This is a genomic window from Curtobacterium sp. MCBA15_009, from assembly GCF_001864895.1.
GTDB lineage: Bacteria > Actinomycetota > Actinomycetes > Actinomycetales > Microbacteriaceae > Curtobacterium.
Genome location: NZ_MJGO01000008.1, coordinates 4,430 through 30,520, shown reverse-complemented (window position 1 = coordinate 30,520; position 26,091 = coordinate 4,430). Strand labels below are relative to the sequence as shown.

At 71.0% G+C, this 26,091-nt stretch carries 27 protein-coding genes; 13 read left to right on the top strand and 14 right to left on the bottom strand.

Annotated features, from left to right (window positions below; all coding sequences use genetic code 11):
* Nucleotides 1-118: 118 nt before the first annotated feature.
* Nucleotides 119-280: a hypothetical protein gene (locus BIU97_RS17925; protein ID WP_175472133.1), complete on the bottom strand. Its 162-nt coding sequence runs from the start codon at nt 278-280 to the stop codon at nt 119-121.
* Between the two features lie 127 nt (nt 281-407).
* Between BIU97_RS17925 and BIU97_RS03495 the strand changes: the two genes are divergently transcribed.
* The 3 genes from BIU97_RS03495 (at nt 408) to BIU97_RS03485 (ending at nt 3,085) form a co-directional block, all read left to right on the top strand.
* Nucleotides 408-1,037, top strand: coding sequence for a DNA-directed RNA polymerase subunit beta (locus tag BIU97_RS03495; RefSeq protein WP_071254071.1), 630 nt, complete (start codon nt 408-410; stop codon nt 1,035-1,037).
* A gap of 597 nt (nt 1,038-1,634) precedes the next feature.
* Nucleotides 1,635-2,231 (top strand): sigma-70 family RNA polymerase sigma factor, encoded by a 597-nt coding sequence (locus tag BIU97_RS03490; protein ID WP_071254072.1) that lies wholly within the window; start codon nt 1,635-1,637, stop codon nt 2,229-2,231.
* Entirely contained in the window at nt 2,228-3,085 is an 858-nt protein-coding gene (locus tag BIU97_RS03485; RefSeq protein ID WP_071254073.1) for an anti-sigma factor, read from the top strand. Before BIU97_RS03490 ends, BIU97_RS03485 begins: the two co-directional genes overlap by 4 nt.
* 476 nt (nt 3,086-3,561) lie before the next feature.
* On the opposite strand, the gene pstB is transcribed toward BIU97_RS03485, so the two are convergent.
* The 9 genes from pstB to BIU97_RS03440 form a co-directional block, all read right to left on the bottom strand.
* Entirely contained in the window at nt 3,562-4,341 is a 780-nt protein-coding gene (pstB, locus tag BIU97_RS03480) for a phosphate ABC transporter ATP-binding protein PstB (RefSeq protein ID WP_071254077.1), read from the bottom strand.
* Nucleotides 4,342-4,375: 34 nt separating this feature from the next.
* Nucleotides 4,376-5,461 carry a phosphate ABC transporter permease PstA gene (gene pstA, locus BIU97_RS03475; RefSeq protein WP_071297088.1) on the bottom strand — a complete coding sequence of 362 codons (1,086 nt, stop codon included), beginning with the start codon at nt 5,459-5,461 and terminating at the stop codon, nt 4,376-4,378.
* 13 nt (nt 5,462-5,474) lie between these two features.
* Complete coding sequence (gene pstC, locus BIU97_RS03470; RefSeq protein WP_071254081.1) at nt 5,475-6,425, bottom strand: phosphate ABC transporter permease subunit PstC; 951 nt, start codon at nt 6,423-6,425, stop codon at nt 5,475-5,477.
* 127 nt (nt 6,426-6,552) lie between these two features.
* Nucleotides 6,553-7,653 (bottom strand): phosphate ABC transporter substrate-binding protein PstS, encoded by a 1,101-nt coding sequence (gene pstS / locus BIU97_RS03465; RefSeq protein WP_071254083.1) that lies wholly within the window; start codon nt 7,651-7,653, stop codon nt 6,553-6,555.
* A gap of 418 nt (nt 7,654-8,071) precedes the next feature.
* Nucleotides 8,072-9,019, bottom strand: a complete 948-nt coding sequence (locus tag BIU97_RS03460; RefSeq protein ID WP_071254085.1) for an NUDIX hydrolase — start codon at nt 9,017-9,019, stop codon at nt 8,072-8,074.
* Entirely contained in the window at nt 9,016-11,181 is a 2,166-nt protein-coding gene (locus BIU97_RS03455; protein ID WP_071297087.1) for an RNA degradosome polyphosphate kinase, read from the bottom strand. Before BIU97_RS03455 ends, BIU97_RS03460 begins: the two co-directional genes overlap by 4 nt.
* Before the next feature lie 76 nt (nt 11,182-11,257).
* Entirely contained in the window at nt 11,258-11,842 is a 585-nt protein-coding gene (locus BIU97_RS03450; RefSeq protein WP_139195881.1) for a hypothetical protein, read from the bottom strand.
* Nucleotides 11,843-11,979: 137 nt separating this feature from the next.
* Nucleotides 11,980-12,795: a mycothiol synthase gene (mshD, locus tag BIU97_RS03445; protein WP_071297085.1), complete on the bottom strand. Its 816-nt coding sequence runs from the start codon at nt 12,793-12,795 to the stop codon at nt 11,980-11,982.
* Entirely contained in the window at nt 12,795-13,478 is a 684-nt protein-coding gene (locus BIU97_RS03440) for a response regulator transcription factor (protein WP_071254096.1), read from the bottom strand. Before BIU97_RS03440 ends, mshD begins: the two co-directional genes overlap by 1 nt.
* Before the next feature lie 114 nt (nt 13,479-13,592).
* Here BIU97_RS03440 and BIU97_RS03435 point away from each other — a divergent pair, with 114 nt between their 5' ends.
* From BIU97_RS03435 to ygfZ, 3 genes are all read left to right on the top strand, one after another.
* Complete coding sequence (locus BIU97_RS03435; protein ID WP_139195880.1) at nt 13,593-13,874, top strand: hypothetical protein; 282 nt, start codon at nt 13,593-13,595, stop codon at nt 13,872-13,874.
* A gap of 136 nt (nt 13,875-14,010) precedes the next feature.
* Nucleotides 14,011-14,613, top strand: coding sequence for an FABP family protein (locus tag BIU97_RS03430; RefSeq protein ID WP_071297084.1), 603 nt, complete (start codon nt 14,011-14,013; stop codon nt 14,611-14,613).
* The gene (gene ygfZ / locus BIU97_RS03425; protein WP_071297083.1) at nt 14,613-15,722 is read left to right on the top strand and encodes a CAF17-like 4Fe-4S cluster assembly/insertion protein YgfZ; all 1,110 of its coding nucleotides are present in this window, start codon (nt 14,613-14,615) and stop codon (nt 15,720-15,722) included. Before BIU97_RS03430 ends, ygfZ begins: the two co-directional genes overlap by 1 nt.
* Nucleotides 15,723-16,004: 282 nt before the next feature.
* Here the strand turns inward: ygfZ and BIU97_RS03420 are convergent, their stop codons facing one another.
* Complete coding sequence (locus BIU97_RS03420) at nt 16,005-16,778, bottom strand: SAM-dependent methyltransferase (protein WP_071297082.1); 774 nt, start codon at nt 16,776-16,778, stop codon at nt 16,005-16,007.
* A 44-nt stretch (nt 16,779-16,822) separates the two neighbouring features.
* On the opposite strand from BIU97_RS03420, the gene BIU97_RS03415 reads away from it, so the two are divergent.
* Complete coding sequence (locus tag BIU97_RS03415; protein WP_071297081.1) at nt 16,823-17,569, top strand: phosphoglyceromutase; 747 nt, start codon at nt 16,823-16,825, stop codon at nt 17,567-17,569.
* A gap of 248 nt (nt 17,570-17,817) precedes the next feature.
* Here BIU97_RS03415 and BIU97_RS03410 read toward each other — a convergent pair whose 3' ends face one another.
* A complete protein-coding gene (locus BIU97_RS03410; protein WP_071254107.1) occupies nt 17,818-18,366 on the bottom strand; it encodes an AAA family ATPase in 549 nt (182 codons plus the stop codon).
* A 75-nt stretch (nt 18,367-18,441) separates the two neighbouring features.
* Nucleotides 18,442-19,113, bottom strand: coding sequence for a phosphate signaling complex protein PhoU (phoU, locus tag BIU97_RS03405; protein WP_071254109.1), 672 nt, complete (start codon nt 19,111-19,113; stop codon nt 18,442-18,444).
* A 157-nt stretch (nt 19,114-19,270) separates the two neighbouring features.
* On the opposite strand from phoU, the gene BIU97_RS03400 reads away from it, so the two are divergent.
* Nucleotides 19,271-20,437 (top strand): sensor histidine kinase, encoded by a 1,167-nt coding sequence (locus BIU97_RS03400; protein ID WP_071254110.1) that lies wholly within the window; start codon nt 19,271-19,273, stop codon nt 20,435-20,437.
* Nucleotides 20,434-21,114: a response regulator transcription factor gene (locus tag BIU97_RS03395; protein ID WP_071254112.1), complete on the top strand. Its 681-nt coding sequence runs from the start codon at nt 20,434-20,436 to the stop codon at nt 21,112-21,114. Before BIU97_RS03400 ends, BIU97_RS03395 begins: the two co-directional genes overlap by 4 nt.
* 96 nt (nt 21,115-21,210) lie before the next feature.
* On the opposite strand, the gene BIU97_RS03390 is transcribed toward BIU97_RS03395, so the two are convergent.
* Nucleotides 21,211-21,750: a hypothetical protein gene (locus BIU97_RS03390; protein WP_071297080.1), complete on the bottom strand. Its 540-nt coding sequence runs from the start codon at nt 21,748-21,750 to the stop codon at nt 21,211-21,213.
* 139 nt (nt 21,751-21,889) lie between these two features.
* On the opposite strand from BIU97_RS03390, the gene BIU97_RS03385 reads away from it, so the two are divergent.
* From BIU97_RS03385 to rlmB, 4 genes are read left to right on the top strand one after another with little or no spacing between them, the layout of a single operon-like run.
* Entirely contained in the window at nt 21,890-22,372 is a 483-nt protein-coding gene (locus BIU97_RS03385; protein ID WP_017888066.1) for a CarD family transcriptional regulator, read from the top strand.
* Between the two features lie 49 nt (nt 22,373-22,421).
* Complete coding sequence (gene ispD / locus BIU97_RS03380; RefSeq protein WP_071297079.1) at nt 22,422-23,597, top strand: 2-C-methyl-D-erythritol 4-phosphate cytidylyltransferase; 1,176 nt, start codon at nt 22,422-22,424, stop codon at nt 23,595-23,597.
* A gap of 17 nt (nt 23,598-23,614) precedes the next feature.
* Nucleotides 23,615-25,024 carry a cysteine--tRNA ligase gene (gene cysS / locus BIU97_RS03375; protein ID WP_071297078.1) on the top strand — a complete coding sequence of 470 codons (1,410 nt, stop codon included), beginning with the start codon at nt 23,615-23,617 and terminating at the stop codon, nt 25,022-25,024.
* A gap of 28 nt (nt 25,025-25,052) precedes the next feature.
* Entirely contained in the window at nt 25,053-26,060 is a 1,008-nt protein-coding gene (gene rlmB, locus BIU97_RS03370; protein WP_071262646.1) for a 23S rRNA (guanosine(2251)-2'-O)-methyltransferase RlmB, read from the top strand.
* The last annotated feature ends 31 nt before the right edge of the window (nt 26,061-26,091 follow it).

Here is a 26,091-nt window from a genome sequence, read left to right as displayed (position 1 = left end):
TGGGGCTCGAACCCACGACCCTCGGATTAAAAGTCCGGTGCTCTACCAACTGAGCTAGAGGCCCTCACCCGCAAGGCTAGCGGGTGAGGGCCTCCAGGAAGAACCGGTGGGAGCGGGGTCAGCCCCGACGTCCCGTGAGCGTCCGGACCACCCACAGCACGAGCGCGATGACGAGCAGGACGATGCCCACGTAGAGCAGGAACTTCAGGCTCGCGGCGAAGCCGCCGACGAACAGCAGGATGACCGCGATGACGGCCAGGATGATGAGCAGGGGGTTCACGAGGGGGTCCTCTCTTCCACGTCCGGGAGGGGTGCCTCCCTGCCCGAACAGAGTACGCGCGGCGGCACGGTTGCGTTCTGGGCGAACGAGGGGCGGGCGTGTCACCGGCCGTGCCTACACTGACGCGGTGCCTCGCGATCACCACCGTCCCGTCCACTTCACCGACGCCGAGTTCGCCGCCATCCAGGGTGGCGAGGACCCTGCACTCGTGAACCGTGTCGCCCACGAGACCGCGAACGCGCTGCTGCACCGGGTGCGCCAGGACCCGGACCCCGCGGTGGTCGAGCGACTCGTCACCTACACGGACGTGCACGGCATCGACGCGATCGCGGAGCTCTGGGCCCGCGTGGGTGCGCACACCCTGCCGGGTGCCCTGTGGCGGGTGTACCTGGTGCGGACGGTGATCCGGCAGAACCCGGAGGAGATCGCCCACCTGTTCGAGCGGGGGACGGAGCGGATCGGCACGATCGACCAGGCCGTCGCCGGCGCCGAGCAACCGACGGGTCCCGCCGAGATCCTGACCCTGGCCGACCGCATCCTGCACGGCCTGTACACGGGTGACTTCGCCACGGCGCTCGACCGCGGCGCGGCGTTCTGCCGCCTGACCGCGGCCGGGGCGACCGCGGTGGCGGACGAGTCCGACCTGACGGCGGCCGACCGGGCGAGCGAGCTGACCACGCGGGCGCTCCGGCTCACGGAGCTGGGGGCCGACCTCACCGAGGCGGCGGCGCTCTGGCGTCGCGACAGTCTGGACTAGCGAGCAGCGGAGCGGACCCGCACCGGGCCTCCCGTCCGGACGCCGCGCGCCGCATGCCCGCGCACATCGTGAGCACACGGTGTCGGGTCGCGTCGCGCCACTCGACCGTTCCTGCTCACCAAGCGGAACGATCGTTCCTGCTCACCAAGCGGAACGACGCCGACGCCGACGCAGACCGACCGCGACCCGCGTCCGGGCAGAGAAGAACCGGGCCGCAGAAGCGCCTCTCGGCGCGAGGCCGCTCGAAGCGGCGAATTTTGGAGCCCGGGGCTTGCTGCGGCCCGGCAGAGAACAGTCTACGAGACGTCGGCTGACCGCACGACCCGTGTTCACTCTCGGTGGACACATCCGTCGTCGGGCGTGCCCGTGAGGACTCCCCAGGATCTGTTCCAATCCGCCTCGGGCACCGTGCCGAATCATCAGTGTGCCGGGGTTCCTGACCGGCACGACGACGAGGGTCCGGTGTGACCCGGGCCGGCGCCAGCCGGTCAATTCCCTGTGGGTCACACCGGTCTCCCGTCACCAGAACGGAGCCTCGCGCCGAACTCGACGCAGACTCCCACCGACACCGATGCACCGAGAGGAGGGAAACCTGCAATGCTTGCCCTCGTGGATAGCGACACCGAACGCTGGAGCTCCGAGCCAGCACAGGCATCGCCGGACGACCTCCTCGCCCGGGTCGCGGACGGTGACCAGGCTGCATTCTCCGACCTCTACGACCTCGTCTCCGGGCGGGTCCTCGGACTCGTGACGCGGCTCCTCCGGGACCGCGCCCAGTCGGAGGAGGTCACCCAAGAGGTCTTCCTGGAGGTCTGGCAGCAAGCCACCCGCTTCGACCGCAAGCGCGGCACCGCAGCGAGCTGGATCCTCACCATGGCGCACCGCCGGGCGGTGGACCGGGTCCGGGCCTCCCAGAGCTCGCACGACCGCGACACGAAGATCGGCATCCGCGACCTCGAGGCCGGGTACGACCAGGTCTCCGAATCGGTCGAGATCCGCATCGAGCACGAACGGGTCAGCCGCGCCCTCGGCAAGCTGACCGAGTTCCAGCGGCAGGCGGTGCAGCTCGCGTACTACGGCGGCTACTCGCACAGCGAGATGGCCGAACACCTCGGTGTCCCCATCGGCACCGTCAAGACCCGTCTCCGTGACGGGATGATCCGACTCCGAGACGAGATGGGGGTGACCTCATGACCGAACGACACGACGACCCCGCCCTGCTGACGGGCGCCTACGCACTCGACGCGCTGTCCGATGACGAGCGCGCACTCCTCGAGGACGTCCTCACGACGTCACCCGAGCTGCAGGCCGAGACCGATTCACTGCGCGAGACCGCGCTCCAGCTGGCCTACGCGGTCGCTCCGGTCGAGGCACCCGCGTCGCTCAAGACGTCGTTGCTGGCACAGATCGCGACGACCCCCCAGGCAGCGCCGGTCGCCTCGACCGCACGCACCGCACCCGCCCAGGAGGCCCGTCCCGCGCCCGCAGCGCAGGTCACCTCCATCGACGCCGGCCCCACCGCCGGTGGTCGGGCGTCCTCCGAGGCCCGCCGCCGCTGGTTCCAGCGTCCGGCGGTCATGCTGACCGCCGCCGCGGCCGTCGCCGCGGTGTTCTTCGGTGGGCTCGGGGTCGGCTCCGTGTTCGACCCGTCGAACAGCTCCGGCCCGGGCACCACGCAGGCCTCGAGCGGCCTCGACCGCATCTACGCGGCGTCGGACTTCCAGCGCACCACGACCAAGGTCGAGGGCGGCGGGTCCGCGACGGTCGTGTGGTCGAACGACCTCGGCAAGTCCGCGGTGATCCTCGACGGCGTGCAGCAGGCGCCGAAGGGCAAGACGTACGAGCTCTGGTACATCGGCGGCGAGGCCGAGGGCGGCGCCATCACCGCCGCCGGCCTGGTCGACGGTGCCGCGGACGGCGTGCACTCCGCCGTGCTGAAGGGCTCGATGTCCGACGGTGCGACGATCGGCATGACGGTCGAGCCCGCCGGTGGCTCGGACCAGCCGACCACGACCCCGATCATGGCCGTCCCCACCACCACGGCCTGAGGCCGCCGGGGTCGAGCCCCCGCCCCGCGTCGGGGTCGGGCTCCGACTCCGAACGACGAAACCGCTGTCACACGACAGCGGTTTCGTCGTTTCCGCACGCCTGCACCAGGCAGCGCCCGCGGGGAGCGGGTGGGGAGCGGGTGGGGCGTGGGCGTGGGCGTGCCCGTTCCCGTACCCGTGCCCGTGGTCGTGGTCGTGGTCGTGCCAGTGCCCGTGGTCGATGCCCGTGCATCGTGCGACGGTGCACATGTCGTTCGACGAGTGCTCCGTCGGAACATGCGCTCGCACCGGATGCACGTGCATCGTGCGACGGCCCACGTGTCGATCGACGGGTGTTCCGTCGGAACACGTGCACGCATCGGCCGTCCTGGTGCCCGACGCGGTACCCAGCGCAACCACGAAAGGCCCGGTGCGCGTCCGTGGCGAACGTGCACCGGGCCTCCCGGCTGTCCGTCAGCGTGACGGACGGACGGCGATCAACCGAAGCGACCCGAGACGTAGTCCTCGGTGGCCTGCACGGACGGGTTCGAGAACATCGTGGCGGTGTCGTCGAACTCGATGAGCTTGCCCGGGGCGCCGGTGCCGGCGATGTTGAAGAACGCGGTCTTGTCGCTGACGCGCGAGGCCTGCTGCATGTTGTGGGTCACGATCACGATCGTGAACTCCTTCTTGAGGTCCTCGATCAGGTCCTCGATGGCGAGGGTCGAGATCGGGTCGAGCGCCGAGCAGGGCTCGTCCATGAGGAGCACGTCGGGCTGCACGGCGATGGCGCGGGCGATGCAGAGACGCTGCTGCTGGCCGCCGGACAGGCCCATGCCGGGCTTGTCGAGGCGGTCCTTGACCTCGTTCCACAGGTTCGCGCCCTGCAGGGAGCGCTCGACGATGTCGTCGGCCTCCGACTTCGAGATGCGCTTGTTGTTGAGCTTCACGCCCGCGAGCACGTTGTCCTTGATGGACATCGTGGGGAAGGGGTTCGGACGCTGGAAGACCATGCCGACCTGGCGGCGGACGAGCACCGGGTCGACACCGGGGCCGTAGAGGTCGTCGCCGTCGATCTTGACCGAGCCCTCGACCCAAGCGCCGGGGATGACCTCGTGCATGCGGTTGAGCGTGCGGAGGAACGTGGACTTGCCGCAGCCGGACGGGCCGATGAACGCGGTGACGGTGCGGGGTTCGATGGTGATGTCGACCCCCTCGACCGCCTTGAACTTCGAGTAGTAGACGTTGAGGCCGTCGACCTCGATGCGCTTGGACACGTGGATCCTTCTGGTGGGTGGGGAAGTGGGTTCGCTAGCGCGAGAGCTTGGGGGCGAAGAGGCGGGTGATGAACCGGGCCAGCAGGTTGAGCAGCATCACGATGAGGATGAGTACGAGTGCGGCGGTCCAGGCCCGGTCGACGAACGGCACCGGGTTGGCGCCCTGCTGCGAGTACTGCGTGTACGCGTACACGGGCAGCGTCATCATCGGGTCCTTGAACAGGTCGTAGTTCATGCTCGCGGTGAAGCCGGCCGTGACGAGCAGCGGGGCGGTCTCGCCGATGACGCGGGCGATCGAGAGCATGACGCCGGTGGTGATGCCGGCGAGGCTCGTCGGGAGCACGACCTTGAGGATGGTGAGGTACTTCGGCACGCCGAGCGCGTACGAGGCCTCGCGGAGCTCCATCGGCACGATCTTCAGCACCTCTTCGGTGGAGCGCACGACGATCGGGATCATCAGGACGCTCAGGGCGACGGAGCCGACCAGGCCGAAGCGGGCGCCCGGACCGAGGAAGAGCGCGAACAGCGAGTAGGCGAACAGACCCGCGACGATCGACGGGATGCCCGTCATGACGTCGACGAAGAAGGTGATGCCCTTCGCGAGTGCGCCGCGGCCGTACTCGACCAGGTAGATCGAGGTGAGCAGGCCGATCGGCACCGAGATGAGCGCCGCGAACAGCGTGATCTCGAGCGTGCCGACGAGGGCGTGGACGGCGCCGCCGCCCTCGGAGATGACGCCGCGCATCGAGTACGAGAAGAAGTTCGCGTCGAAGCGGGCGAGGCCGTCGGCGAGGACGGTCCACAGGAGCGACACGAGCGGCAGCAGCGCGATGACGAACGCCGTGACGACGAGGGAGGTGACGAGGCGGTCGACCGCCTGCCGGCCGCCCTCGACGATGCGGGAGACGACGACGATGAGGACGTCGAACAGCACGGTGCCGAGGAAGAGCGCGGCGACGACGTTGAAGTCGCCGACCGAGCCGCCGGCGTTGAGCAGGGCGAAGACCGCGACGAGCGCGACCCAGCTGCCGACGAGGAGCAGCCACGGCACGGACTTGTGCAGCTTGCCGTTGGCGTAGACGTTGCCGGCCGTGCCGGTCTGACGGAGCGCGAGGGACATCGGGTGCGACCTCTCAGCTGACCCGCGAGCGGACGATGTACCGCGCGAGCATGTTGATGACCAGGGTGATGACGAACAGGATCAGACCCGAGGCGATGAGGGCGTTCAGGGCGGTGCCGGAGGCCTCGGCGAACTGCAGGGCGATGTTCGCCGCGATCGTCGAGGGGTTCTGCGACGTCAGCATCTGGAAGGTGATGTTGGTCGACACGGAGAGCACGAGGGCGATCGCCATGGTCTCGCCGAGCGCGCGGCCGAGGCCGAGCATGATCGCGGACACGATGCCGGACTTCGCGAACGGCAGGACCGACAGGCGGATCATCTCCCAGCGGGTCGCGCCGAGGGCCAGGGCGGCTTCCTCGTTGAGGGTCGGCGCCTGCAGGAAGATCTCGCGCATGACCGCGGTCATGATCGGGATCGCCATGACGGCGAGGACGATCGACGCCGTCAGGATGGTGCGGCCGGTGCCGGAGACCTGGCCGGAGAACAGCGGGAACCAGCCGAGGTACTCGTTCAGGAAGGCGTAGAAGGGCTTCACGAACGGGGCGAGCACGACGATGCCCCAGAGGCCGTAGACGACCGACGGCACCGCTGCCAGCAGGTCGATCACGTAGCCGAGCACCGGGGCGAGGCGCCGCGGTGCGAAGTGCGAGATGAAGAGGGCGATCCCGAGGGCGAGCGGCACGGCGATCACGAGCGCGATGAGCGCGGACCAGACGGTGCCGAAGACGAGCGGACCGACGTACTGCCAGAAGCTCGTCGCGTTGTTCGGGAGCTCACCGGCCTTCGCGGCGAACGCGGGGATGCTCTGCCAGACCAGGAAGGCGGCGACGAGCACGAGCACGAAGAGGATCAGGCCGCCGGCGATGACCGACGCGGCGGAGAAGACCCGGTCACCGACGCGGACGACGGCCTTCGGCTTGGTGGGGGTGACGGTGGCCCCTGGCTGGGCCGGTGCGGTCGTCATGGGACTCCTGTCGGAGGAACGCCGGGGGAGGCGACGGGTTCGGGTGTGGGGCTGGACGCCCGGTGGACGGGCGAAGTGCCCGGACGCCGGTCAGGTGGGTGGGACCGGCGTCCGGGCACTCAGGGTGCTACTTGATCGAGTCGACCGCGGCCTTGGCCTTCTCGGCGAGGTCGTCCGACAGCGGAGCCGACTTGGCCTCCTTGGCGGCGGCGTCCTGGGCCTCGTCGCTCACGACGTAGTCGAGGTAGCCCTTCACCAGCGCGGCCTTGTCGGCGTCCTTGTACTCCTGGCACGCGATGGCGTAGGAGACGAGGACGAGCGGCCATGCGCCGTCGGCGGTGTCCTTGCGGTCGATGTCGATCGCGAGGTCGTTGTCCTCACGGCCCGACACGATGTCGGAGTCGGCGACGACCTGGGCAGCGCCCTCGGCCGAGAGCTCGGTGGCCTTGTCGCCGACCATGAGCTTCGCCTTGTCGAGCGAACCGGCGCCCGAGTCGTCGATGTAGGTGATCGCGTTCGAGGCGCTGCCCATGGCCGAGGCGACACCCGAGGTGCCCTTGGCTGCGTCGCCGACCGAGTACGGGAAGGTCTGGCTCGGCTCTTCGGTCCAGACGTCGCCGGCGTTCGCCGAGACGTACTCGGAGAAGTTCTGCGTGGTGCCCGAGTCGTCGGAGCGGTGCACGACCGTGATGTCCGCGTCCGGCAGGTCGACGCCGTCGTTCAGGTCGGCGATCTTCGAGTCGTCCCACTTGGTGATCTTGCCGGAGAAGATGCCCGCGATGGTCTTCGCGTCGAGGGTCAGGTCGCTGACGCCGTCCACCTTGTAGGCGATGGCGATCGGGGAGATGTAGACCGGGATGTCGATGCCCTTGGAGTCCGCGGCGCACGCCTCGAACTTGCCCGAGAGCTCCTCGTCCTTCAGCGCGGCGTCCGAGCCGGCGAAGTCGGATGCGCCCGACATGAAGTTCTCGCGGCCGGCGCCGGAGCCGTCCGGCGAGTAGTTGACCGTCACGCCGGAGGCCATCTGCTGGAAGCCGGCGGCCCAGGTCGCCTGCGCGGTCCCCTGCGCCGACGAGCCGGAAGCGGTCAGGGTGCCGGTGAGGTCGGAGCTGGTGCTCGAGCCGGAGGAGGGGCCGTTGCCCGCGTCCTCGTTCGCCGCGCAGGAGGAGAGCACGACTGCGCCGGCGATCGCGATTGCTGCGATCGAACCGATTCGCTTGATGTTCACAGGGGTCCCTTCGGGAATGTCATTGCAGGTGGGACCGCTGCTGGTCCCGTGGGCCGGTGCTGACCCGGGAGCGACTGTAGGGACGCGAGGTGACGGGACTCACCCACGCTGGTGAACGGCAGGTGAACGAGGGGTTGTCCCGGACGGGGCGGCGGGCGCCGCACCCGCGCGGGGAGCAGGATCGGGAACACTGTGCGCGTGTTCGGAACATGCAGACGCATGATCGCTGGCGTGCCGGAGGCCGGGGCCGCGTCGTCGTCGGGGCCGGTCGTCGGGGCTGGTCGGCGCACCGAATGAGCAGAAGACGTCGGGTCGGTGTCGCTGACCCGACGTCTTCTGCTCACTCGACGTGGCGCGGCCGTGCGGGCGCGGGCGCGGGCACGTGGGCGACGCGCGCGCGGCACGGCGCCGGCGCGCGCTACGCCGGGACGGTGTTGCGGTGCGTCTCGACGGCGACGAGCGTGCCGTCGGCGATGTGCATCACGGAGAAGTCGCCGACCGAGAGCATCGCGGCGCGGCGCAGGTCGAACCGGCCGGAGTCGTCCGCGGTCGCGGTGGCGATCCGTGCGATGAGGTCGGGCAGCACCGGCCCGTGCGAGCAGAGCACGACGGTCTTGCCCTTGTCGAGGCGGCGGCGCACGACGCCCTTGACGTCGGCCGCGCCGCGGTCGTGGGCGTCCTGGCTGATGTCCGCGGTGCTCGCGACCCCGACCTTCGTCGTCGCCGACAGCGGCTCGACCGTGGCCAGGCAGCGTGCGGCGGTGCTCGACACGATCTTCTTCGGGCCGAACGCCGCGACCGCGGGGGCGGCGGCCTTCGCCTGCGACCGTCCGACCGGCAGGAGCGGACGGGTCGCGTCCGGGCCGTTCCACTCCGAGCCGGGCACGGTCTTCGCGTGCCGCAGGGCGATGAGCGCGAACGTGCGGTGCTGGCCCGCGGCGGCGCGCTCGGCGAACCGGTCGAGGATCGCAACGTCGCGCTCGTAGGTCAGACGGTTCCGGGCGTCGTCGATCGTGACCCACTCGAGCGCGGCGACCTCGTGGTTCGGCGTGAACGCGCCGGCCCGGGCGTACTCCTTCGCGGACACCCGCGCGGCCCAGTAGTGCACGACCTTGTCGCGGCCGTTCGGCAGGACGTACTCGGCGGTGCCGAGCGGCGCACCGAGGTGCACGCGGTACCCGGTCTCCTCGGCGATCTCGCGCACCGCGGTGGTCGGCACGGCCTCGCCCGGGTCGACCTTGCCCTTGGGCAGCGAGACGTCCTTGTGGTGGTCGCGGTGGATGAGCAGCACGAGGGGCGTGCCGTCCTCCTCGCGCCAGACGACGGCGCCCCCGGCCACGACCGGGCCCGCGGAACCGCCGCTCACCGAGTGGAGCGCTTCCGCGCCGAGATCTTCCGCATGGTCACATTCTGCACGTCCTCGAGCGGGCGGCCGGCATCGTCCGTGGAGTGCCGGGTCCACTCGCCGTCGGACTCGAGGTGCCACGAGCTCGCGGTGTCCGCCATCGCGAGGTCGAAGAGCTCCTGCACCTCGGCGATGTGGTCCGGTGCGGTGAGCCGCACCAGGGCCTCGACGCGGCGGTCCAGGTTGCGGTGCATCATGTCCGCGCTGCCGATGAACACCGCCGGGTCACCGTCGTTGTGGAACGCGAAGGCGCGGGAGTGCTCGAGGTAGCGGCCGACGATGCTCCGCACCCGGATGGTGTCGCTGACGCCCTCCATGCCGGGCTTCAGCGAGCAGATGCCGCGGACCCAGACGTCGACGGGGACCCCGGCCTGGCTGGCCAGGTAGAGCGCGTCGATGATCTGCTCGTCGACCATCGAGTTCACCTTGATGCGGATGCCCGACGGCTTGCCGGCGCGGGCGTTCGCGGCCTCGGTCTGGATGCGCTTGAGCAGCCCCTTCCGCAGGTGCAGCGGGGCGACGAGCAGCCGCTTGAACTTCTTCTCGATCGCGTAGCCGGACAGCTCGTTGAACAGCCGCGTGAGGTCCTTGCCGACGGTGTCGTCCGCCGTGAACAGGCCCATGTCCTCGTAGATGCGCGAGGTCTTCGGGTTGTAGTTGCCCGTGCCGATGTGGCTGTAGTGCTTGAGCGTGCCGCCCTCCTGCCGGATGACGAGCACGAGCTTCGAGTGCGTCTTCAGCCCGACCAGGCCGTAGACCACGTGGACGCCGGCCTTCTCGAGCTTGCGGGCCCAGGTGATGTTGTTCTGCTCGTCGAAGCGCGCCTTGATCTCGACGAGCGCCAGGACCTGCTTGCCGGCGGCGGCCGCGTCGATGAGGGCCTCGACGATGGGGCTGTCGCCCGACGTGCGGTACAGCGTCTGCTTGATCGCGAGCACGTTCGGGTCAGCGGCGGCCTGTTCGAGGAACGCCTGCACGCTCGTCGCGAAGGACTCGTACGGGTGGTGCACGAGGACGTCCTTCGCCGCGATGGCGCGGAACAGGTCGGGCTTGGTGTTCGGTTCGCCCGGCTGGAACTGCACGGGCGTCGTCGGCACGTGCTTCGGGTAGTGCAGGTCGGGGCGGTTGATCTTCGCGATCTCGAACAGCCCGCCGAGGTCGAGCGGCGACGGCAGGCGGAAGACCTCTTGTTCGGTGATGTCGAGCTCGCGCACGAGCAGGTCGAGCGTCACCGGGTCCATGTCCTCGGTGATCTCGAGGCGGATCGGCGGACCGAACCGGCGGCGCAGGAGCTCGCGCTCGAGGGCCTGGATGAGGTTCTCGGCCTCGTCCTCCTCGATCTCGACGTCCTCGTTGCGGGTGACCCGGAACACGTGGTGCTCGAGGACCTCCATCCCCGGGAACAGGTCGTCGAGGTGGTTCGCGATGAGGTCCTCGAGGGGGATGAAGCGCATCCGGCCGGAGTTGTCGTCCGGCAGCTTGATGAAGCGGGAGAAGTTCTGCGGCACCTTGAGGCGTGCGAACTCCTGGCGCTGCGACTTCGGGTTGCGCACCCGGACGGCCAGGTTGAGCGAGAGCCCGGAGATGTAGGGGAAGGGGTGCGCCGGGTCGACCGCCAGGGGCATGAGCACCGGGAAGATCTGCTCGTTGAAGTACTCGCGCATGCGCTGCCGGTCGGCCTCGTCCAGGTCGGACCAGTGCTCGACGTGGATGCCCGCGGCGTCGAGGTCGGGCTTGAGCGACCCGATGAAGGCCTGTGCGTGCCGGTCCTGCAGCTCGTGCGCCTTCGTGGCGATGTCGCGCAGGACGTCGCTCGGGGCACGGCCGACGTTGGTCGGCACCGCGATGCCGGTGTCGATGCGACGCTTCAGGCCGGCGACCCGCACCATGAAGAACTCGTCGAGGTTGGACGCGAAGATCGCCAGGAAGTTCGCTCGTTCGAGCAGGGGCTGCGTGCGGTCCTCGCCCAGTTCGAGCACGCGCTGGTTGAAGCGGAGCCAGCTCAGCTCGCGGTCGAAGTAGCGGTCCGAGGGCAGCGACTCGTGCTCGATCTCGACGACCTCGTCGAAGTCGTCGAGGTCGGGTGCGACGGATTCGCCGTCGAGCTGCGGTTCGGTGTCCATCCCCACATCCTGCCACCCGACCACCGCCGCCGGACCGGCTCAGGTGGCCGCTGCGGGAACGCGCGGTGAACGGCCGTCAGCGTGTGGTGGACCGGACGAACTCGCCCCACGGTCCCGGTGCCCGCAGGTCGAGCCACGCGCACAGGTACGGGTAGGCGGCGTCCGTCGCGAGCACCGTGATCGTGCCCGGGTACCCCTTCGCCTTCATGTCGAGCCCACCGAAGCGGTTCGTGGTCGGGCGGATGCGCGATATCGCCCCGGGACCGACCTCCTGCGTCGCCCGGAACATCGGCGTGACGACGAGCCGGTCGTCGTGGCCCTCGATGCGGCGACGTGCGATCCCGTTGCCGAGCAGCAGGAACAGGACGCCGAACAGGCCGACGGCGGTGCCGAACAGCAGGGGACCCGCGGCCTCGGGGTCGCCGCTCATGGCGAGGCTGAGCAGCATGAGGAGCGCACCGAACACCAGGAACACGATGCCGAACACGCGCAGCAGCACCGGGTGCCACCGGCGGGCGCGGACGGTGAAGAGCGCCCCGGGTGCCTCGTCGCCGACGAGCGTGCTCGGCGGACGGCGGCGGTCACCCCGACGCACGAGCGCGGTGACGGCGGCCGGGATCGCGACCATCGCCGCCATGGCGATCGCGACCGACGGGATCATCGTGTTCACCGTCCCGCCCCCGTGGCTCGGCGTGCGGCGTGCGGTCGCTGACGGTCCCCCTGGTCCATGCGCCGCACGCTACCAGCAGGTCAGCAGGTCAGCAGGTCAGCAGGTCAGCAGGTCAGCAGGTCCGCAGGTCAGGCGGCGGACGGCGCCGCGTACTGCACGTCGATCGCGTGCTGCGTGAAGCCGGCACGGCGGTAGAGCGCCAGGGCCGGTTCGTTGTCGCCCTCGACGTAGAGCGCCGCCGCGGTCAGCCCGCGACCGGTCAGCCGCGCGGTGCCGGCCCGCATGAGCACGCCGCCGAGCCGCTGCCCCTGCAGGTCCGGCCGGACGGCGACGGCGTAGAACTCGCCGATGCCGTCCTCGACCTTGAGCCAGCACGAGCCGGCCAGCCGCCCGGCGGCGTCACGGAGCAGCAGCAGGTCGTCGCCGTCGAACCAGGCGTCGGCCTCGCGCGCGTGCAGGTCGTCCAGGGTCATCCGCCCCTGTTCCGGGTGGTGCGCGAACGCGGCGGCGTTCAGGGCGAGCCAGTCGGCCTCGTCGGCAGGGTCGCCGGCCCGGAACGCGGCGAGGGAGTAGCCGTCCGGCACCGCCGGGTCCGGCGCGTCGGACGCGATCGGTGCGCGGAGCTGCAGGAGCGTGCGCACCGCCGTCCAGCCGGACCGCGCCGCGAGCGACCGGGCCGCGGGGTGGTCCCCGTGCGCCCATGCGAGCCGGGGCGCAGCGGCCCCGCCGCCCAGGGCGAGCGCCTGCTCGACGAGGGCGGTGCCGAGACCGCGACCCCGGGCCTCCCGGGCGACCACGAGTTCCAGCTCGCCGTCGCGCACGACCGCGACCCCGCGCTCGTCGCCGAGCACCGTCGCGCGCCCCGCGCGGACGTCGACCAGGGTCTGGTCGGAGAACGGGGGTGCCTCGTCGGGGACGACGAAGCGGTCGAGGTCGGGGAGCACTACTGCCCCGCCAGGCGCTCGGCCTCGTCGTCGTAGACGTTGAACCGGTAGCCGACGTTGCGGACGGTGCCGATGAGCGACTCGAGGTCGCCGAGCTTCGCGCGGAGTCGCCGGACGTGCACGTCGACCGTGCGGGTGCCGCCGAAGTAGTCGTAGCCCCACACCTCGCTGAGCAGCTGCTCGCGGGTGAACACGCGGGACGGGTGGGTGGCGAAGAAGCGCAGGAGCTCGAACTCCTTGAAGGTCAGGTCGAGCGGCCGGCCCCGCACCTTCGCCGAGTAGCTGGCCTCGTCGATGACGACACCGGACGCCTGGATCTTCGAGCTGGACTGCCCCTTCGACGCGCGGCCGGACGACAGCCGGATGCGCGCGTCGATCTCGGCCGGGCCGGCGGTCTCGAGCACCACGTCGTCGACGTTCCAGTCGCTCGTGACCGCGGTCAGGCCGCCCTCGGTGACCACGAGCACGATCGGCGTCGTCGACCCGGACGAGGCGAGGATCTTGCACAGGGCCTTCGCGCTGACCAGGTCGGTCCGGGCGTCCACGAACATCAGGTCGCTCTGCGGGGCGTTCACCAGCTGCGAGGCCTCGGCCGGCACGTGGCGGATCCGGTGGCTCAGGAGTCCCAGGCTCGGCAGGACGTCGCCGGGCGCGGTCGAGGTGAGTACCAGGAGCTGTGCCACAGGACCTCCGCGGGGTGGATGACGTCGTGGACACATCCTAGTGATGGTCGGGAACCCCGCACCCGGCCGGACGGTCCGCGGCGCACGCGCGACCGTGCTGCCATGATGGAGCGCGTGACCGAGCCCGTGCAGCCCCTCGACCAGCGTCGCCTCCGTCTGACGTCCGTGCTGCCGGTCTGGGTGCTGGCCGTCGTCGGCGCCGTGCTCGTGCTCACGCTGACCGAACGGGACGCCTTCGCCTGGCTGCTGCTCGTCTTCGTCGCCTGCGTGATGGTCAGCTTCGTGCTGCAGCTCATCACGGCCACGAAGGACGGTCTGGTCGAACGCATCAGCATCGCGTCGTCCGGCGCCTTCGTCGTGGTGCTCGTCACCGCGGTGGTGCTCCTGGCGCGTTGAGCCGGGCCGCGTAGACTCGCGGCATGGATTCGCTGCTTGCGCTCGAGCTGTTCTACGTCGGCCTCCTCGGCCTGGCGTCGCTCGCGATCGCGTTCATCTCGGTGACCGTCGTCGTGAAGCTGTTCAAGGGTCAGCGTTGATCGAGCTGCCCGAAGGGCTCGCCCCCGAACTGGTCCCGCTGTCCTGGCTCGTCGGCGTCTGGGAGGGCACCGGCGTCGTGGAGTACCCCGTCGGTGACGACGAGGACGTCCGCAAGTACGAGTTCGGCCAGCGCGTCAGCTTCAGCCACGACGGCCTGCCGTACCTGAACTACTCGTCCACGACCTGGTTCCTCGACGACGCCCGCACCCCGCTCGCCGCCGAGATGGGCTACTGGCGCATCGACCGGCCGACCGAGCCGGGCGACCGCGGCCCGGCGATGCTCCTCGGCGAGGGGCCGACGCCGTTCAGCACGGTCGAGAGCGTCGAGGCGCTCCGCAACACCACCGACGGCTTCGACGTCGAGGCCGCGATCATCCACCCGACGGGCGTCAACGAGCTCTACGTCGGCCGCGTGCTGAAGGGCCGGATCGACCTGTCGACCGACGCCGTGATGCGCTCGCCGAACGCGAAGGACTACTCCGCCGCCACCCGCCTGTACGGGTTGGTCGAGGGCAAGCTCTTCTGGGCGTGGGACATCGCCGCGCTCGGCCGTGAACTCACCTCGCACGCCTCGGGGCAGCTCGCGAAGGTCGACTGATGTCGGCGTTCGCGGCACGCGACGGGTTCGTCTCGGCCTCCGCGTCGGACGACGCGTCGGACGACGGCGCGGTCGCCGCGCACTTCGGCAACCCGATCGGTGAGCAGCGCCTGCTCGCCCGCGGCCGCGCCGTGGTCGAGCTGGGGACCGGCGTCGTCACGGTGACCGGGCCGGACCGTCTGTCCTGGCTCAACTCGATCACCTCGCAGCAGCTCACCGGTCTGCCGGCGGGCGTCGGCACCGAGACCCTCGTGCTCGACCAGGCCGGCCGCGTCGAGCACGCCGCCCGCGTCGTCGACGACGGGTCGACGGTGTGGCTGCTCACCGAGCGTGCCGACGCGGCGCCGCTCGCCGGCTGGCTCGACTCGATGCGCTTCATGCTCCGGGTCGAGGTCGCGGACCGCTCCGCCGAGTTCGCGACCATCGGCTGGTTCGGCGAGGTCGCCCCCTTCGCGTCCGTGGACCTGCCGGAACCGCCCGTCGCCGAGTGGGTCGACCCCTGGGCCGCCGTCACGCCCGGCGGGTGGGGCTACGCCGCCCAGGAGGCCCACCCCGGCTCCGACTGGACCCTCCGCATCGCGGTGGTCACCCCCGGCACCGCGGACGCGATCGCCGCGTCGGAGGTCCCCGTCGCGGGGCTGCTCGCGCACGAGGCCCTGCGGATCGCCGCCTGGCGCCCGACCCTGTCCGACGCCGACGACCGCACCATCCCGCACGAACTCGACTGGCTGCGCTCCGCGGTGCACCTGACGAAGGGCTGCTACCGCGGGCAGGAGACCGTCGCGAAGGTCCACAACCTCGGACACCCGCCGCGTCGGGTCGTCCAGCTGCACCTCGACGGTTCCGACGCCGTGCTGCCCGCGCCGGGCACACCCGTGCTGCTCGACGACCAGCAGGTCGGGCGGCTCGCCGCCTCGGCCGTGCACCACGAGCTCGGGCCGATCGGCCTCGCCGTGGTGAAGCGCTCCCTCGACCCGACCGTGACGCTGACGCTCGAGGCCGACGGCGTCGTCGTCACCGCGGCGCAGGAGACCATCGTGCCGCCCGGGGCCGGTGCGACGGCGAACGTCCCGCGGCTGCCGAGGCTCGGCGCGGTGAAGCGCTCCTAGCGTCCGTCCGCCGGACCTCTGCCGTCGACGGTCGCCTGGTGCATGCGCAGGTTCCGACAGCCCACGAGTCGATCGACTGGTGTCCCGTCGGGTGGTGCGTACGCACCGTGTGCGTGTGCATCGTCCGACAGCGCACGCGGCGATCGACGCGTGGATCGTTGCGGATGCGCGGATGCGCGGATGCGTCGCGGTGTCGGTGTCGGTGTCGGTGTCGGTGTCGGTGTCGGTGTGGGTGTCGTGGTCGCGTCGCGCCCGCGTCAGGCGGGCTCGACCGTGCCCGCGTCAGGCGGGCTCGACCGCCGCCCACGGCACGGACAGCTCGCCGAGCCGCCACCGCGCCACCCCGTGCAGCACCGGCCACCCGCGGTCCCGCATCCCGCGCACGGTGGCGATCCACCGCTGCCGGGGCCCGTACGTGCCGAGCGGCGCGGCGACCGCCCACGACAGGTCGAGGTCGCCGAGGAACGCGTGCACCCGTTCGCCGGGCACGTTGCGGTGGATGAGGGCCTTCGGCAGCCGTTCCGCCACGATGCTCGGCACGTCGAGCCCGGCGAGCCGGAGCGACACCGTGAAGGTCCGCGGCGCGACGTCGTCGAGCGTCACCCACGAGGCCACCCGCCCGACCTCGTTGCACGTGCCCTCGACGAGCGCCCCGCCGGGTTGCAGCCGGTCCTGCATGATCCGCCACGAGCCGACCACCGCCGACTCGTCGTACTGCCGCAGCACGTTGAACGCCCGGATCACGGCCGGTCGGCGCTGCCCGGGCGTGGGGGTCTCGAAGCCGCCGAGCCGGAAGGTCACGCCGTCGCGGGTGCCCGCGTTCGCGAACGCCACGCGGGCCGGTTCGATCTCGATCCCGGTGACCTCGACGTCCGGCCGGACGAGCGCCAGCCGGTCGCGGAGCTCGAGCGTCGTCGTCGGCGAGGCCCCGTACCCGACGTCGGCGACGAGTGGGTCGTCGCTCCGGCGCAGGGCCGGCAGCGAGGCGATCCACCGGTCGACACGGCGGAGCCGGTTGTACCCGGTGGTCCCGCGCGTGACGTTCCCGATGGGCATGTGGACAAGGGTACGGGGCCGGTGCTGCTCGGTAGACTCGGGGCATGACCTCCACGCTCGTCCTGCTCCGTCACGGCAACAGTGACTGGAACCAGAAGAACCTGTTCACCGGTTGGGTCGACGTCCGGCTCAGCGAGCTGGGCGAGAAGGAGGCGAAGCGGGCCGGCGACCTCATCGCCGAGTCCGGCATCGTCCCCGACGTCCTCTACACCTCGCTCCTCACCCGCGCGATCCAGACGGCCGACATCGCGCTGCTCCAGGCCGACCTGGCGTGGCTGCCGGTGAAGCGCGACTGGCGCCTCAACGAGCGCCACTACGGCGACCTGCAGGGCAAGGACAAGGCCCAGACGCTCGAGCAGTACGGCGAGCAGCAGTTCATGGAGTGGCGCCGTTCGTTCGACGTCCCGCCGCCCCCCATCGCCGACGACGCCGAGTGGTCGCAGGCCGGCGACCGCCGCTACGCCGACCTCGGCGACCAGCTGCCCCGCACCGAGTCGCTCAAGCTCGTGATCGACCGCCTGCTGCCGTACTGGGAGTCCGACATCACGAAGGACCTGGGCGAGGGCAAGACGGTGCTGGTCACCGCGCACGGCAACTCGCTCCGCGCGCTCGTGAAGCACCTCGACGGCATCTCCGACGACGACATCGCCGGGCTGAACATCCCGACGGGCATCCCGCTGGTGTACGAGCTCGACGACGACTTCCGTCCGACGAAGCCGGCCTACTACCTCGACCCCGAGGCCGCAGCCGCCGGCGCCGCCGCCGTGGCCGCCCAGGGCGCCAAGAAGTAGCAGCACACGAGAACGCCCCGTCCGGACTCCGGACGGGGCGTTCGTGCGAGCCCCGGCGCCGGCTCCGGTGCGATCCCTGCCGCACGAGCAGCTCGCACGCGAACCTTCGCGAAAGCGACAGTGTGCGGCGGATGTTCCGCCGACTCCTGTCGCTCTGCCGGGAGGAACGGATCACCGCTCCCCGGACCTGTCGCCCCCGCAGCACGGTCGGCGCCGACGCTGTGGTCGGCTCCACGAGCCGGGGGCGTTCAGACGAAGTGGGACGCGATCTCCTGCACCAGCGCGCCGACGTCGTACGGCGCGGTGGTGTCGACGCGGACCACCGGGACGCCGGGCAACCCGACCGGTCCGGCGGTCTCCTCGTGCTCGTCCCAGAAGTCGAGCACGGACGCCAGGTCCCCGTGCACCTCGTGCCGCACCGGCACGGTGCCCGGGTCGTACCGGTCGCGCAGCCGCTCCTCGGCGGTCGCGCGGTCGGTGTCGCACCACACCTCGACGGCGCGGGGCGACCCGGCGGAGGCGAGCTGCGCCTCGAGCAGGTCCCGGTCGCGTGACGGCAGCCAGACGGCGTCGAGGACGACCCCGTTCTCGACGGCCCGCGCCATGGCCCACATCGTGTCCATCGCGATGCCGCCGAGGGGGCGGGACGCGATCATCGGGCCGACGACGTCGGCCAGGGGCTCCTTGATGCGGTCCTTCGACAGGAACGGGCAGCCGAGCACCTCGGCCAGGGCCGCTCCGATCGTGCTCTTGCCGGAACCGGGCATGCCGTTGACGATGATCGCGACCTGTGCCATGCCTCGATCCTCGCAGAACGCAGCGAGCCGGACGGACCGCGGGTCCGTCCGGCTCGGTGACGTCGGGGCGTCGGTTCAGGCGGGGGAGGCCGTCACCGAGGAGGCGCCGGTCCAGTCGCCCGTCGCCAGGTACTCGACCTTCTTCGCGATCGAGACCGCGTGGTCGGCGAAGCGCTCGTGGTAGCGCGAGGCCAGGGTGGCGTCGACCGTGTCGATCGGGTTGCCCTTCCAGGTCTCGCCGAGCACGAAGTCGAAGACGCTGGCGTGCAGCTCGTCGACCGCGTCGTCCTCGTCGCGGATCTCGGCGGACAGCGCGATGTCCTCGGTCGCGAGCAGACGCGTGAGCTTCTGCGCCATCGCGACGTCGTGCTTGCCCATCTCCTTGAAGGTGGGGCGGAGGCCCTTCGGCACGACCTTCTCGGGGAAGCGCTGCCGGGCGAGCTGGGCGATGTGCTCGGCCATGTCGCCCATCCGCTCGAGCGAGGAGCTCACGCGCAGGGCGGTCACGACGACGCGGAGGTCGCGGGCGACGGGTGCCTGGCGGGCGAGGATGTCGATCGCGATCTCGTCGAGGCTGTTGGCCGCCTCGTCGATCTTCGCGTCGTCCGCGATCACCTCGTCGGCGAGGGCGACGTCCGAGTCGGAGAACGCCTGCGTGGCTCGGGTGATGGCGGACTCGACGAGTCCGGCGATCTCGGTCAGTCGCTCCTGGACGTCCTGGAGTTCCTGTTGGAAGACTTCGCGCATGGGGGAGTGCCTCTCTGATGCGTACCGGACGAGTGTCGTCAGCCCAGGTGAACGAACGGTGACGTCCGGCTGAACGCTTCGCGCTCGTGGCCCGGAACCACCGCGAGCACGGGTGAACGGGGTCCGAACCCCGTGTGACGACTCCTACACTGGCGGCATGGACAACGCGTGGCTCGTGCCACTGTCGATGCTCCTCGGCGGGATCTTCGGCGCGGGCGTCGTGGTGCTGATCATCACCGCCGAGCGCACGGCACGGGCAGCCGACGTCGCGGAGCGATCGCTGCCGGACGGCGTCGCGGCCGTGATCGCCACCATGCACAACCCGGCGGTCGTCGTCGACCCGTCGAACACCGTCGTGGCGGCGTCGCCGCAGGCGCTCACCGCCGGGCTCGTCGTGCGCCGCCGACTCGTGCACCGCGAGCTGCTCGACGTCGTCGACCGGGTGCGGAAGAGCGGCGAGATGGCCTCGGAGGACCTCGAGCTCCCGCGCGGGCACCACGGGGAGCTCATCGGCTACCTGAGCTTCCGCGCCGCGCAGCTCGGCAACCGGTACGTGCTGCTCACGGCGGACGACCTGACCGAGAGCCGCCGCATCGACGAGGTGCGCCGCGACTTCGTCGCCAACATCTCGCACGAGCTGAAGACCCCGATCGGCGCGATCGGCCTGCTCGCCGAGACCCTCGTGGTCGCCGCCGACGAACCCGAGCACGTGCGGAAGTTCGCCGCGCAGCTCATCAGCGAGTCCGAGCGGCTCGGTGCCCTGACGAAGGACATCATCGAGCTGTCCCGCCTGCAGTCGGTCGACGCGCTGCAGAACAGCGAGGACACCGGCATCGACAAGATCGTGCAGGCCGCCGTCGACGCGAACGAGGTCGTCGCCCGCGCACGCCACATCGAGCTCGTCCGGGCGAAGAAGACGAAGCTCCGTGTCATGGGCGACCCCGGCCTGCTGCAGGTCGCGGTGTCGAACCTCATCGCGAACGCCGTGAAGTACTCGCCGGACCGCACCCGGGTCGGGGTGGGCGTCCGGTCGTCGAAGGGCTTCGTCGAGATCGCGGTCACCGACCAGGGCGTCGGGATCCCCGAGGCCGACCTCGACCGGGTCTTCGAGCGGTTCTACCGCGTCGACCCCGCGCGGTCGCGGGCCACCGGGGGCACCGGTTTGGGGCTCGCGATCGTCAAGCACGTCGTCGGCAACCACGGCGGCGACGTGCGCGTCTGGTCGCAGCCCGGCAAGGGCTCGACCTTCACCATCCGCCTGCCCGAAGCGGACCCCGAACTGACCACAGCACTCGAAGAGCAACTGGAAGAGCAGCCATCGTGACCAAGATCCTCATCGTCGACGACGAGCCGGCCCTGAGCGAGCCCCTGGAGTTCCTGCTGCAGCGCGAGGGGTACGACACCTCCGTCGCGGCCGACGGCGTGACCGCGCTGTCGAAGTTCGACTCCGAGAACCCCGACCTCGTCCTCCTCGACCTCATGCTGCCGGGGCTGAGCGGCACCGAGGTGTGCCGGCAGATCCGCACCCGGTCGAACGCGCCGATCATCATGCTCACCGCGAAGGACTCCGAGGTGGACATCGTCGTCGGGCTCGAGCTCGGCGCGGACGACTACGTGACGAAGCCGTACTCGACCCGGGAGCTCCTGGCACGGATCCGCGCGGTGCTGCGCCGCCGCACCGAGGACGACCCAGCGGACAGCGGGATCCTGCAGGTCGGCGGCATCCGGATGGACGTCGAGCGGCACACCGTGTCGGTGGACGGCTCGGAGACGCCGATGCCGCTCAAGGAGTTCGAGCTGCTCGAGCTGCTGCTCCGGAACGCCGGGCGGGTGCTCACCCGCGGGCAGCTCATCGACCGCGTCTGGGGCTCGGACTACTTCGGGGACACGAAGACCCTCGACGTGCACATCAAGCGGATCCGCTCGAAGATCGAGCGCGTGCCGTCCACCCCGGAGGTCCTGGTGACCGTCCGCGGGCTCGGCTACCGCATCGAGGCCTGAGACGCACGGACAGGAGGCCCGGTGCGAGTCCCTGGGACTCGCACCGGGCCTCCTGTCCGTGCGGTGCGCAGCGTCGCCGAGGCGACGCGCTCGGCGTCAGTCGCCGGAGGGCTCGTCCGTCGGCGTGGCCGACGGGGTCTCGGTCGGCAGGGTGACCGCACCGGTGGGCGTCGAGGTGGGGGCGAGGGTCGCGTACTCCTCCTGCGCGGAGGAGAGCACCGGGACGTTCGCCGAGACGCCCTCGGTGTCGGGGTAGGAGAAGTACACCTTCGCCAGCGAGCCCGGCTCGGCGTCGGCGCTGTCGAAGTCGAGCGTCGCGTGCTGCGAGTCGTTCGCCAGGTCGACGTGCGCGTTCGCCGGCACGAGGACGGTCTCGGTGTCGCCACCGACCTCCACCGAGACGGTGATCGCGTCGCGCTCGTCGTTGTTCACGAGCGTGCCGACGAAGCGCGCGGCCGTGCCGTCGTCCGAGATGAGGAGGGCGTTGCGCACGTCCACCTTGCCGGTCGAGACGTTGACGCCGTCCGTGATCTGCTTGATGTCGACGGTGTGCGCGGGCGACATGAACTCGCAGCCGGTGGCGCCGAGCGCGATGGTTGCCGCAACGGCGACGGACACGAGTACCCGAGCTCGCAAGAGATTCCTCCGTAAGTCACGATGAGGACCGGACGGTCCCGCACCATCCTACCGATCGACGGGTGGGCGTCGTGCTGAGGGTCCCCTTACCCGAAACGCCCTTGTGGTAAACTGGAAGTCTGGGAACGGAGCCTGATACATGCAATTCGAGGTCGGCGAGACCGTCGTCTACCCCCACCACGGGGCGGCAACCATCTCTGAAGTCAAGACGCGCGTCATCAAGGGTGAGGAAAAGGTCTACCTGAAACTGCGGGTCACGCAGGGTGACCTGACGATCGAGGTCCCGGCGGACAACGTCGACCTGGTCGGCGTCCGCGACGTGATCGGCAAGGAAGGACTCGACAAGGTGTTCGAGGTCCTCCGGGCGCCGTTCACCGAGGAACCCACCAACTGGTCGCGCCGGTACAAGGCGAACCTCGAGAAGCTCGCTTCCGGTGACGTCATCAAGGTGTCCGAGGTCGTCCGCGACCTCTGGCGACGCGACCAGGACCGCGGACTCTCCGCGGGCGAGAAGCGGATGCTGGCGAAGGCCCGGCAGATCCTGATCTCCGAGCTCGCGCTGGCCGAGAAGACCGACGAGGACAAGGCATCGACCGTCCTCGACGAGGTCCTGGCCTCCTGAGCCACTGAACGCGACAGCACGGACGACGACCGCACGGTTCCCCGCAGGGGTGGACCGGGCGGTCGTCGTCGTTGCGGCGGGGTCCGGCACCCGGCTCGGCATCGGCACCGCGAAGGCGTTCGTCCCCGTCGCCGGCACGCTCATGCTCGCGCGCGCGATCGAGCCCCTCTTCACCCTGGCGACGCCGACGCTCGTCGTCGTGGTCGCGCCGGCGGCACTGCTCGACGACTGCCGCCGGCTGGTCGCCGCGGTCGCGGGGGCTGCCGGGGCGTACACGGCGGTGGTCGCCGGGGGCGACGACCGGCACGGCTCGGTGCAGGCCGGCCTCGCCGCGCTGCCCGATTCCGTCGAGACGGTCCTCGTGCACGACGCGGCCCGCTGCCTGACGCCCGCCAGCCAGTTCGACCGGGTGTTCGACGCAGTCGCCGGCTCCGTGCACGACGGCTCCGGTGCCGGGTTCGTCCCCGCACTGCCGGTCGTCGACACCGTCAAGCGCGTCGACGGGGACCTCGTCGTCGAGACCGTGGACCGGTCCGCGCTCGTCGCCGTGCAGACGCCGCAGGGGTTCCCGCTCGGTGCGCTCCGGCAGGCCTACGCCGCGTCCGAGCGTTCCGAGACCGACGACGCCGGCGTGTTCCGGGCCGCAGGTCGCACGGTCCGGTCCGTCCCGGGCGACGCCGACGCCTTCAAGATCACGACGCCGTGGGACCTCGGCCGTGCCGAGTCGATCGTGCGGGCCCGCTCCGCGGCACCCGGCGACACCCGGGTCGGCCTCGGTGTCGACGTGCACGCGTTCGACGCCGCGTCGCCGTGCCGGGTCGGCCTGCTCGACTTCCCCGGCGAACCGGGGCTGTCCGGGCACAGCGACGGCGACGCCGTGGCGCACGCCGTGTGCGACGCCCTGCTGTCGGCCGGCGGCCTCGGCGACATCGGCGGGACCTTCGGCACGTCGGATCCGCAGTACGCCGGTGCCGCGGGCGACGTCTTCGTCCGCGGCGCGGTCGCGATGCTGGCGTCCGCGGACCTCGTCCCCGTGTCCGTCACGGTGCAGGTGATCGGGAACCGCCCGCGCATCGGTGCACGACGGACCGAGATGCAGGACGCCCTGTCGGCCGTGGTCGGTGCGCCGGTCGCGGTGTCCGGCACCACCACGGACGGTCTCGGCTTCACGGGTCGGGGCGAAGGACTCGCGGCGATCGCGACCGCCGTCGTCCGGCGGGCCTGACGTCCTAGGCTGGGATCGTGACCGTTCGCCTCTACGACTCCCGCGCCGCAGCCGTGGTCGACCTCGTCCCGCTGGTCGACGGACGGGTGAGCATGTACGTCTGCGGTCCGACCGTGCAGTCGTCGCCGCACATCGGGCACCTCCGCTCGGCACTGGTCTACGACATCTGGCGCCGCTGGCTGACGTACCGTGGCCACCGTGTGACCCTGGTGCGCAACGTCACCGACATCGACGACAAGGTCCTCGACCTGGCCGCCGGCACCGACGAGGAGTGGTTCGCCCGCGCCTACCGCGTCGAGCTCGAGTTCACGGCCGCGTACGCCGCCCTCGGCATCCTGCCGCCGACCTACGAACCGCGGGCGACCGCGAGCGTGCCGCAGATGCACGACATCATCGAGCGCTTGGTCGAACGCGGGCACGCGTACGTGGCGGCCGACGGGTCCGGCGACGTCTACTTCGACACCGGCAGCTGGGCCGACTACGGCGCGCTCACCCGGCAGCGCCGCGAGGACATGGTCGACGCCGCCGACGCCGACCCCCGCGGCAAGCGCGACGCCCGCGACTTCGCGCTCTGGAAGGGCTCGAAGCCCGGTGAGCCGGCGACCGCGTCGTGGGACTCGCCCTGGGGGCCCGGCCGTCCCGGCTGGCACATCGAGTGCTCCGCGATGTCCCGCCGCTACCTCGGCCCGGCGTTCGACATCCACGGCGGCGGACTCGACCTGCGCTTCCCGCACCACGAGAACGAGCTCGCGCAGTCGACCGCGGCGGGCGACCCGTTCGCCTCGTACTGGTTGCACAACGGCCTGGTGACCGTCGACGGGCAGAAGATGTCGAAGTCGCTCGGCAACTCGATCTTCGCCGCGGACTTCCTGGCGGCGGCACGGCCCGCGGTCGTGCGGTACTTCCTCGGCGCCGCGCACTACCGCTCGTCGATCGACCACCACGAGGGGTCCCTCGCCGAGGCCGAGGCGGCGTACGACCGCATCGACGGCTTCCTGTCCCGCGCCGAACCCCGGCTCGAGGGCGTGCACCTCGCCGACGCCCCGGCCGTGCCGGACGCCTTCGCGGCGGCGATGGACGACGACCTGGCGGTCCCGCAGGCACTCGCCGTGCTGCACGAGACGGTCCGCGCCGGCAACGCCGCCCTGGACTCCGGCGATGCGGAATCCCTCGGGGTCGCGTACCATCAGGTGGCCGCGATGGTCGAGGTCCTCGGCATCGACCCGCGGGCCGCCCACTGGTCGGGCACCGGCCAGGACGCCTCGGCCGGCCCGCTCGCCGCCCTCGTCGAACGCCTCGTGCAGGAGCGCGCGGACGCCAGGGCAGCACGGGACTTCACCGCGGCCGACCGAGTCCGCGACGACCTCGCGGCCGCGGGCATCACGATCGAGGACACACCGTCCGGAACACGCTGGAGCATCGCCTGAACACGGCAGTGCCGAACAGGAGCTACGCATGAAGAACGTCTCGGGCAACAAGAAGGGCCGGCCCGGCGCCGTCCGTTCCGGCCGCAAGGGCAACAAGCAGGTCGGCTCCGGCGGCCAGGGCGCGCAGGCGCTCGAGGGCCGCAAGCCGACCCCGAAGGCCGAGGACCGGCCGTACCACCCCGCCGGCAAGCGCAAGGCCGCGAAGGACCGGTTCGAGGCAGCGAAGGGGCGTCACGGCGCCTCGTCGACGCCGCAGAGCCGCACCCGTCCGCCGGCGCGGAAGACCGACGACTCCGAGCTCGTGACCGGCCGCAACTCCGTGCTCGAGGCGCTCCGCACGAAGACCCCGTCGACGACGCTCTACATCGCGTCCCGCATCGAGGTCGACGACCGCGTCAAGGAGATCCTCGCGCTCGCCAACCACCGCGGTGTGGCGATCATGGAGATCATGCGCCCGGAGCTCGACCGCATCACCGGGCACGACAGCGTGCACCAGGGCGTCGCGCTCAAGGTGCCGGCGTACCAGTACGCGGTCGCCGAGGACATCGCCGAGCAGGCGTTCGCCCGCGACCAGGTCCCGCTCATGGTGGCGCTCGACGGCATCACCGACCCGCGCAACCTCGGTGCCATCATCCGCTCGACCGCGGCCTTCGGCGGGCACGGCGTCATCGTGCCGCAGCGCCGCTCGGTCGGCGTGACGGCGTCGGCGTGGAAGACCTCGGCCGGTGCCGCCGCCCGCACGCCCGTCGCGATGGCTCCGAACCTGACGCAGACACTCAAGTCGCTCAAGTCCATGGGCCTGTTCGTCCTCGGTCTGGACGGCGACGGCGACGTCGAGCTCGACGCGCTCGAGCTGGCCGACCGGCCGATCGTCATCGTCGTCGGCTCCGAGGGCAAGGGCCTGTCGCGCCTGGTCACCGAGACCTGCGACGCGATCGTGTCGATCCCGATCTCGAGCGCGACCGAGTCCCTCAACGCCGGCATCGCCGCGAGCGTGACCCTGTGGGAGGTCGCGCGGCGCCGTCGCTCCGCGTAGCCGCACGCACGTCGTGAGCAGGAATGGTCGC

Bases quoted from the DNA above. Each gene is read 5' to 3' on its own strand.
- rlmB (WP_071262646.1), top strand. From the start codon at position 25,053: ATGAAGAACGTCTCGGGCAACAAGAAGGGCCGGCCCGGCGCCGTCCGT.
- BIU97_RS03410 (WP_071254107.1), bottom strand. From the start codon at position 18,366: ATGGCACAGGTCGCGATCATCGTCAACGGCATGCCCGGTTCCGGCAAG.
- BIU97_RS03455 (WP_071297087.1), bottom strand. From the start codon at position 11,181: ATGGACACCGAACCGCAGCTCGACGGCGAATCCGTCGCACCCGACCTC.
- ygfZ (WP_071297083.1), top strand. From the start codon at position 14,613: ATGTCGGCGTTCGCGGCACGCGACGGGTTCGTCTCGGCCTCCGCGTCG.
- BIU97_RS03400 (WP_071254110.1), top strand. From the start codon at position 19,271: ATGGACAACGCGTGGCTCGTGCCACTGTCGATGCTCCTCGGCGGGATC.
- BIU97_RS03385 (WP_017888066.1), top strand. From the start codon at position 21,890: ATGCAATTCGAGGTCGGCGAGACCGTCGTCTACCCCCACCACGGGGCG.
- BIU97_RS03450 (WP_139195881.1), bottom strand. From the start codon at position 11,842: ATGATCCCGTCGGTCGCGATCGCCATGGCGGCGATGGTCGCGATCCCG.
- pstC (WP_071254081.1), bottom strand. From the start codon at position 6,425: ATGACGACCGCACCGGCCCAGCCAGGGGCCACCGTCACCCCCACCAAG.
- BIU97_RS03415 (WP_071297081.1), top strand. From the start codon at position 16,823: ATGACCTCCACGCTCGTCCTGCTCCGTCACGGCAACAGTGACTGGAAC.
- phoU (WP_071254109.1), bottom strand. From the start codon at position 19,113: ATGCGCGAAGTCTTCCAACAGGAACTCCAGGACGTCCAGGAGCGACTG.
- pstA (WP_071297088.1), bottom strand. From the start codon at position 5,461: ATGTCCCTCGCGCTCCGTCAGACCGGCACGGCCGGCAACGTCTACGCC.
- BIU97_RS03420 (WP_071297082.1), bottom strand. From the start codon at position 16,778: ATGCCCATCGGGAACGTCACGCGCGGGACCACCGGGTACAACCGGCTC.
- BIU97_RS03485 (WP_071254073.1), top strand. From the start codon at position 2,228: ATGACCGAACGACACGACGACCCCGCCCTGCTGACGGGCGCCTACGCA.
- BIU97_RS03490 (WP_071254072.1), top strand. From the start codon at position 1,635: ATGCTTGCCCTCGTGGATAGCGACACCGAACGCTGGAGCTCCGAGCCA.